The sequence below is a fragment of the Arthrobacter sp. HMWF013 genome (assembly GCF_003061105.1).
Lineage (GTDB): Bacteria > Actinomycetota > Actinomycetes > Actinomycetales > Micrococcaceae > Arthrobacter.
This window is the reverse complement of sequence record NZ_QAIQ01000563.1, coordinates 1-7,906: the sequence shown is the minus strand read 5'-3', so window position 1 is coordinate 7,906 and position 7,906 is coordinate 1. Positions and strand designations below refer to the sequence as shown.

The following is a 7,906-nucleotide window of genomic DNA, read 5'->3' as shown; positions in this document are numbered from 1 at the left end:
CCGCCGGCTCCCGTGACCAAAACACGTTTGCCCTTGATATAGCCTGCGATCTCGTCAACCTTGATGTCCACCGGGCGCCGCCCGATCAGGTCCTCAACCGCCACGTCACGGAAATCGGAGAAACCCTCGGGCGCCCCCCGGCCGAGCATGTCCCGCAGCGGCGGCAGGACCAGCACCCTGATGTTCATGCCGGCGACGGCGTCCGAAATCCGCCGGACCACCGAGGCCTCCACATTTGCAAAGGCCAGCACCAGGACGGTGGCGCGGGTGCGCCGGATGATGGCCGGCAGGTCATCGCCCCGGCCCAGGACCTGGACCCCGGCGAGCCGCAGGTGCTTCTTGGTGGGATCGTCATCGATCAGCCCCACCGGGAAATAGGGCGAATCAGCATCCTGCATCATGCGGGTCACCAGGGAGTTGCCGAGGAAGCCGGCACCGTAGATCAGGGTGTTCTGGGCACCGTCGCCGGGACGGTTCCTGCTCTCGGCGTAGAGCCGCTTGGCATACCGGGCGGCGCCCATGAAGAGGCAGGCGAACGGGAAGGCGATGAGTCCGACGCTGCGGCCAATGCCGATGTCTTCATAGAGCACCAGCAGGCTCAGGGTGATGGAGGCGGCCACAATCACCGTCACGAAGACGAGGGCTTTTGCTTCCTGGAAGCTGCCGAACGGATACCTGCCGCGGTACAGTGCCAGCGCATAGCCGGAGACGGCCTGGACCACGATGGCCAGGGCCATGATGATCATGGCGCTGACAAGCTGTTCCTCGCGTACACCCATTTCGTAGCGCAGCAGCAGGGCCAGGACGATCGCTACGACCCACGACATCGAATCGAGGAACAGCTGGACCCAGATCCACAGCGGGGGCTTCTTCTCGTCAGGTGTTGCGTCAGGTTCGCGCGCTTCAGATTTCGTAGTCAACAGAGATTGCAACCGACTTCCACTACCACGGCGGCCATGCGCCTGTTTCAAAAATTACCCGGCCGTGCAACTGCCGGAATGCAGCCGGGTCTCCCACGATACTAATCGCTGACGGCCCGGAAACCCGGGTCCATGGCGGCCGCACCGGGCTGATGACCCGTTCCAAAGCCTGATTCAGGCAGGTTCCGGGCCGGCTGCCGCAGGCACCGGAGGCATCGGCTGCCAGCTCTTGTCGGCCAGGATGGCGCGTGATTCGCGCCACCCCTGCCAGAGCGGGCCGGCGCCTTTGACGCTCCGTTCAACCAGCACCAGGCGCACCATTTCCTTCAAATATGTCAGGATAGTCCCGGCACCGAATCCCAGCCGGTTGTACTTGCCGTACGCACGCAGGTACTGCGCCACATGGCCCCGGTTCCGCATCACGTAGCGCCTGCTCAGGTCACTGGAGTCATTCAGGTGGCGCACGCCCAGATCCACCTGGCGCTGGGCGCGGACTTTCCTGATGACAAAGGCGTTCACGTAGACCACCGGAACCTGCTGCGCAGCGAGCCACCCGTAGATGAGGTCGTCCCAGGTGATGAAGAACCGCGGGTCCGGCAGCCCGATACTCCGGGCCAGCGTCGCCTTGATCAGCATGCCTTCAAAGTTGCCGACATTGGTGCGGAACACGTCGGATTTGCGGAAGACGTCACCCGAGACCGGCAGGAACACGCCCAGCGCTTCAACGAAATGGTGCTGCCAGAAGAAGGGCTTGCCCGCTGCGTCGTAGCGGCGGCCGATCATGCAGGAGTAATCGGGGGTGAACCTGTCCAGCGCCTCCACCGCCCCGGGCAGCACCTCGACGTCGTCGTCCATCAGCCACAGCCACTCCGCACCAGCCGCCAGGGCAAGCCCGACGCCGTGCGAGAAGCCGCCGGAGCCGCCCACGTTCGTGGACAGCCGCTCATACTGGATGGGAAGATCACCGGCGGCAATGGCCCGGGAGACTACAGCCCCGGTATGGTCCGTGCTGGCGTTGTCCACCACCAGGATCCGGTCCGGCCGGGTACCCAGGCGGCTGACCGAGTCGAGCAGGTTCTGCAGGTAGTCGGCACGGTTGTAGGTGACGACGACGGCATAAAGGTTCTCCACGCCGGCCTAGCTGTTGGTGGACATCAGGTGGGCGGGCGAGCCGAAGCCCTTTCCGCGGAAGCCCGTGGAGTAGGCCCCGAACCAGTGCGCGAGGCCCTTGAGGTCGCCGGTCTTCAGGAAGTAATAAGGGAAACCCACGATGTCCGCACCGAACCAGCGCAGGTTCCGGTATTTCCGGGTGAGGTAGCCGCGGTTGCGGAAGTAGCAGTACCGCTTGAACTCGCCCTCGGGGATCACCGGGGTGATGAAACCGCCGAAGACAGGTTTCATTTCGGTCCACGTGGCCGGGTGCTGGACGGCCACAGTGGCCAGGGTGCCGTACTTGAGGCCGGCCTTCTTGACCCGGGAGAGGAAGTCCACCTCATCGCCGCGGATGAAGAACTTCACGTCGGGGATACCGATCTTGTAGAAGACCTCGGTGCGGATCAGTGCGCCGTTGAAGAAGTGGACCATGTCCGGCAGGTAGCCCATCGGGGCCAGCCGGGAGCGGTCGTTGGTCAGCAGTCCGTTGATCCGGAAGTTGAACGAGAGCCGGTTGGGATCGGCCGTGGCGGCAACCAGCGGGCTGATGATGTCGAGCTGGTGCTCCTCGGCCGTTTTGAGCAGCTCGGCGAGGCAGCTCGCGTCCTCAGGGTGGCCGTCGTCGTCCATCATCCAGATCCACTCCGCGCCGCTGGCCATGGCGGCCAGGATCGCGTAAGCGAATCCCCCGGCGCCGCCAAGGTTCGCCTCGGAGCGGAGGTAGTTGATGTTGTCCCCGCCGGCGTTTACGACGTCGGTCGCAGGGACGGTCCCCGAATCCACCAGCGCAATGGAGTGGATGGGGGCGGTCTGCCCGGCCAGGCCCTTCAGGAGGAGGGCGAGTTCCTCGTGGCGGTCGAACGTTACCGCCGCGACGGCGACTTTGGGCTGCATGTCAGTTCCTTGGTGAATCGTCGACGGCGGGAGCACCGGTGTTCTCAGCGGCCGTTGTGGCGCTGTTGTCAGTAGGCGGCGTCTGCGCGGACTGCGTCTCAGGGGCGCCGTCACCAGCCACCGGAGTTTCTTCGGCCGGTTCCTCTGCCATCGGGATCTCACCCAGGCCGAGGACGCCCGGGACATGTTCGCGGAGCTGGTCCAGGGACACCGCACCGTTGCGGACCACCCGCAGGAGCGGCCCGGTGGCGTCCACGATGGTGGACGGTAGGGCTTCGGTTCCTTCCACCGGCCGGAAGCCGCCTTCGAGGTAGACCTCCACGGATTCGGCGAGCTGCTCGCGTGCCTCCGCGGCTGTCTGCGCCGGGGCGTGGCCGGTCCGGTTGGCAGAGGACACAGCCAGCGGACCGGTCAGTGTCAGGAGTTCCTGTGCAACCTCGTCCGCGGGCATCCGGAGGGCAACCGTTCCGCGGGTCTCGCCGAGGTCCCAGTCCAGGGACGGCTGGGCGTGCAGGATCAGGGTCAGGCCGCCGGGCCAGAAGGCCTCAGCGAGCTTGCGGGCATCAGCCGAAATATCTGTGGCGAGCCCGTCCAGTGCGTTGATCCTGGGGATGAGCACCGGCGGAGGCATGGTGCGGCTGCGCCCCTTGGAGACCAGCAGCATGGTGACGGCCTGCGGCGAAAAGGCATCGGCGGCGATCCCATAGACGGTGTCCGTGGGAAACACCACGCACTTCTTTTCGCTGATGGCGCGCTGGGCGTGCTCAAGCCCCAGGGCACGCTGATCCTCTGAGGTGCAGTTGTAGGTTGTGGTCACTGGCCTATTCTTTCATCACTCGTTGTGCGGTCCGGCAAGAACGGCGCTGGTGGCGCGTTCCTTGCCGTTGAGGTCCAGGTGTGTGGTGATATCGGTCCAGACACCGGTCCGCTTCATTATTCCGGCGATCCAGGTCGACTGGACTTCCGCGTGTTCCATCACGAAGTACCCACCGGGAACCAGCAGCCGGGCAGCAGAGGCGGCTGCCGCCGTCGGAAGTTCCATGCCGTCCGCTCCCCCGCCGTACAGTGCTTCGGGGGGATCGTGGAGTGCCACTTCGGGTTCGTTGGGGATGGCCTCGGAGGGGATGTAGGGCGGATTGGAGATGACGACGTCGAAGGTGCCGTTCAGTTCCGGCAGCGCGTTCCGCAGGTCCCCCAGGACCAGCTTCACCCCCAAGGGTGCCAGGTTTTTTTCGGCCCAGGCGTGGGCGAAGGGACTGAACTCCACGGCATGGACTTCCGCGCCGGGCACCTCGTGCGCGATGGACCCCGCAATTGCGCCGGATCCCGTGCCCAGGTCCACGATCCGGGGGCGGGACAGGCCTTTGACGTGGTCGATGACCAGCTGGACCACTGATTCTGTTTCCGGCCGTGGGATAAACACCCCAGGCCCGACCGCCAGTTCCAGGTAACGGAAATGGGCGACGCCTGTGATGTGCTGCAGCGGGATCCGCCGGGCACGTTCGGCAACCAGTTCTGCAAAGCCCTCGGGTGCCGGAGCGTCCCCCAGCATCATCGCCCGCAGCCTGCCGAGCCCCACACCAAGGAGGTGCTCCGCCAGCAGTTCGGCGTCGACGCGGGGACTGGGCACTCCGGCGTCGCGCAGGATGGCCGTGGCTTCGCTGACCGCAGCCGCGAGGGACTGTCCGGACCCGGGGGCCGTGGGCTCGCCTGTCACAGTAACTCTGTTGTCACAGGGGGTCCGGCTATTCGCCGATGGCGTCCAGGCGTGCCTGTTCGTCCATCTCGATGGCGGACTGGATGACCGGCTCCAGATCGCCGTTCATGACCTGGTCCAGGTTGTACGCCTTGTAGCCGGTGCGGTGGTCCGCGATCCGGTTTTCCGGGTAGTTGTAGGTACGGATGCGCTCGGAACGGTCCATGGTGCGGATCTGGGACTTGCGCTGGGCTGAGTTCTCGGCGTCGATGATCTCCTGCTGGTGCGCCAGGATGCGGGCACGGAGCACGCGCATGCCTGCCTCGCGGTTCTGCAGCTGGGATTTCTCGTTCTGCATGGCCACCACGATGCCCGTGGGCAGGTGGGTGATGCGGACAGCGGAGTCCGTGGTGTTCACGGACTGGCCACCGGGACCGGAGGAACGGTAAACATCGATCTTGAGGTCGTTCTGGTTGATGTCCAGCTCTTCTGGCTCGTCGACCTCGGGCAGCACCAGGACGCCAGCAGCGGACGTGTGGATGCGGCCCTGGGATTCGGTGACGGGGACGCGCTGCACACGGTGCACGCCGCCCTCGAACTTGAGCCGGGCGTAAACACCCTCGGCAGGATCGTTCGAGTTCCCCTTGACGGCCATCTGGACGTCCTTGTAACCACCCAGGTCAGACTCGGTGGCAGAAATAAGTTCAGTCTTCCAGCCGCGTGACTCCGCGTACCGGGTGTACATCCGCAGGAGGTCACCGGCGAACAGGGCAGCTTCGTCGCCGCCTTCGCCTCCCTTGACCTCGAGGATCACATTGCGGGCATCGTCAGGGTCCCGCGGAATGAGCAGCCGCCGCAGCTTGGCGGAAGCAGCCTCCATGGCCGCCTCAAGCTCAGGAACTTCAGCAGCAAACTCAGGATCCTCGGCAGCCATCTCCTGGGCCGCGGCAAGGTCATCCCGGAGCGCCTCCCACTTGTGGTAGGCCTCAACAATGCCGTTGAGCTCCGCAGACCGCCGCCCGAGCTTCCGGGCCAGCCGCTGGTCAGCGTAGACAGCAGGATCCCCCAGCTGCGCCTGGATAGCATCATGCTCATCAAGCAGGCCCTGTACGGACTCAAACATTTTCACAACCTCTTTCGACTCTTACAAGTCTAGTTACTGCAACGCGGGGTCACTTACCGCCCAATGTGAGGCCCCTTTTGGGCTCAAAGTGACCCCGCGTTGCTTTTGGAGCGGCGGATCGGGTTAACGCAAGAACCGCCCGGGAAATTGGCGGCCCGGAAGGGGCCGCCAATTCTCGAGCGGTTAAGCGTAGCTACTTGTCGTTATCCGACTTCGCACCAAGCGTCGTCTTCTGGACCTGCATGAGGAACTCGACGTTGCTCTGGGTCTCCCGGATCTTGTTGGTCAGCAGCTCAAGGCTCTGCTGCGTTTCGAGTCCGGAGAGGACGCGGCGCAGCTTCCACATGATCTTGACTTCCTCGGGGGAAAGCAGGTTCTCTTCGCGGCGGGTACCGGACGCGTTGACGTCCACGGCCGGGAAGATGCGCTTGTCAGCCAGCTGGCGGGACAGGCGGAGCTCCATGTTGCCGGTGCCCTTGAACTCTTCGAAGATGACCTCGTCCATCTTCGAACCGGTCTCTACGAGGGCCGTTGCCAGGATGGTCAGCGAGCCGCCGTTTTCGATGTTGCGGGCTGCACCGAAGAAGCGCTTCGGCGGGTACAGCGCTGCAGAATCGACACCGCCGGACAGGATTCGGCCGGAGGCCGGTGCTGCCAGGTTGTAGGCGCGGCCCAGGCGGGTCATGGAGTCGAGGAGAACAACCACGTCCATGCCCATTTCCACGAGGCGCTTGGCGCGTTCGATGGAAAGCTCGGCAACGGTGGTGTGGTCATCGGCAGGGCGGTCGAAGGTGGAGGCAATAACCTCACCCTTGACGGTGCGCTGCATGTCGGTGACTTCTTCGGGGCGTTCGTCAACAAGCACCATCATGAGGTGGACCTCAGGATTGTTGGTGGTGATGGCGTTCGCGATGGACTGCAGGATGAGCGTCTTTCCGGCCTTCGGCGGAGAGACGATCAGGCCACGCTGGCCCTTGCCGATCGGGGCAACCAGGTCAATGACGCGGGGGCCGATCTTCTTGGGGTCGGTCTCGAGGCGCAGTCGCTCGGACGGGTACAGCGGAACCAGCTTGGCGAATTCGACGCGGTCCTTGAGCTCTTCCGGCGTCTTTCCGTTCACTGAGGTGACTCGGACCAGGGCGTTGAACTTCTGGCGGGCGGTCTGCTGGCTGCGGTCTTCGCCTTCGCGCGGTGCGCGGATGGCGCCAACTACGGCGTCGCCCTTGCGCAGGTTGTACTTCTTGACCTGGGCGAGGGAAACGTAGACATCGTTCGGGCCCGGCAGGTAACCGGAGGTGCGGATGAATGCGTAGTTCTCGAGCACATCCAGGATGCCTGCAACGGGCAGCAGGACATCGTCCTCGGTGACCTCGACGTCGTCGACGTCAGGCCCCTGGGCGCGGCCCCGACGGCGGTCGTTGCGGTCGCGGAAACGGTCGTTGCGGGAGTTGTCCCGGCTGTCCCGGTTGTCCTGGCCGCCTGAGCGGTCATTGCGGTCGTTCCGGTCCCGGCGGTTGCGGCGGTTGCGGCGGCTGCCGCCGTCGGCATCGTCGTTGTCGCGGGTGTTGTCGCGGTTGTCATCGCGGCGGGCACCTTCGCGCTGGCCTGCCTCGCGGCTGCCGGCGTTGTCGCGGCCACCATCGGTGGTTTCGCGGGTGGCGGTTTCGCGGACGTTGGTATCGCGGGCGCCACGGGTGCGGCCGGCTTCCCGGCGGTCGGCGCGCTGGCCGTCGCCGGACTCTGCACCCTGGGCGTCGGTGCGCTGGGTTTCCGTGCGCTGGGTTTCCGTGCGCTGCGTTTCCGTACGCTCGGCCTGGCGCGGTTCAGCGGCGGGCTGCTCGGCCGGAGCTTCGGTGGTTTCCGTTGCCTGCGCAGACGTTGCGGCGGCTTCGCCGCGGCGACGGTTGCGGGTGCGGGGCTGGCGGCGTTCGCCGGCGCCTTCGCCTGCAACGTCCGATTCAGCCGGAGCCGGAGCCGCTGCCGGGGCCTCTGCGGGTGCTGCAGCCGGAGCCTCAGCGGCAGGTGCCGTGGCGGGGGCGGCGACGACGCCGTCACTCACGGCGCGGCGGCTGCGGCCACGGCCACGTGCACGGGTTCCTTCTGCAGCCGGCGCCTCGGTCT

6 protein-coding genes and 1 pseudogene are annotated in these 7,906 nt (G+C 65.5%); all 7 read right to left on the bottom strand.

Annotation, left to right across the window (positions count from 1 at the left end; genetic code table 11):
- Positions 1–920: pseudogene (locus DBR22_RS24795) on the bottom strand (polysaccharide biosynthesis protein); the annotation flags it as partial.
- 174 nt (positions 921–1,094) lie between these two features.
- Positions 1,095–2,051 carry a glycosyltransferase gene (locus DBR22_RS19265; protein ID WP_108600327.1) on the bottom strand — a complete coding sequence of 319 codons (957 nt, stop codon included), beginning with the start codon at positions 2,049–2,051 and terminating at the stop codon, positions 1,095–1,097.
- A 6-nt stretch (positions 2,052–2,057) separates the two neighbouring features.
- The gene (locus DBR22_RS19260) at positions 2,058–2,966 is read right to left on the bottom strand and encodes a glycosyltransferase (RefSeq protein ID WP_108600326.1); all 909 of its coding nucleotides are present in this window, start codon (positions 2,964–2,966) and stop codon (positions 2,058–2,060) included.
- A 1-nt stretch (position 2,967) separates the two neighbouring features.
- On the bottom strand, positions 2,968–3,783 hold the full coding sequence (locus DBR22_RS19255; protein WP_108600325.1) for an L-threonylcarbamoyladenylate synthase: 816 nt from the start codon (positions 3,781–3,783) through the stop codon (positions 2,968–2,970).
- A 15-nt stretch (positions 3,784–3,798) separates the two neighbouring features.
- Positions 3,799–4,683, bottom strand: coding sequence for a peptide chain release factor N(5)-glutamine methyltransferase (prmC, locus tag DBR22_RS19250; protein WP_108600324.1), 885 nt, complete (start codon positions 4,681–4,683; stop codon positions 3,799–3,801).
- Positions 4,684–4,711: 28 nt separating this feature from the next.
- Positions 4,712–5,785: a peptide chain release factor 1 gene (prfA, locus tag DBR22_RS19245; RefSeq protein WP_108600329.1), complete on the bottom strand. Its 1,074-nt coding sequence runs from the start codon at positions 5,783–5,785 to the stop codon at positions 4,712–4,714.
- 193 nt (positions 5,786–5,978) lie between these two features.
- The coding region (gene rho, locus DBR22_RS19240) for a transcription termination factor Rho (RefSeq protein WP_108600323.1) at positions 5,979–7,906 on the bottom strand (1,928 nt) is incomplete at its 5' end.

Coding starts and splice junctions, on each gene's coding strand:
- DBR22_RS19260 (WP_108600326.1), bottom strand. CDS start 2,966: ATGCAGCCCAAAGTCGCCGTCGCGGCGGTAACGTTCGACCGCCACGAG.
- prfA (WP_108600329.1), bottom strand. CDS start 5,785: ATGTTTGAGTCCGTACAGGGCCTGCTTGATGAGCATGATGCTATCCAG.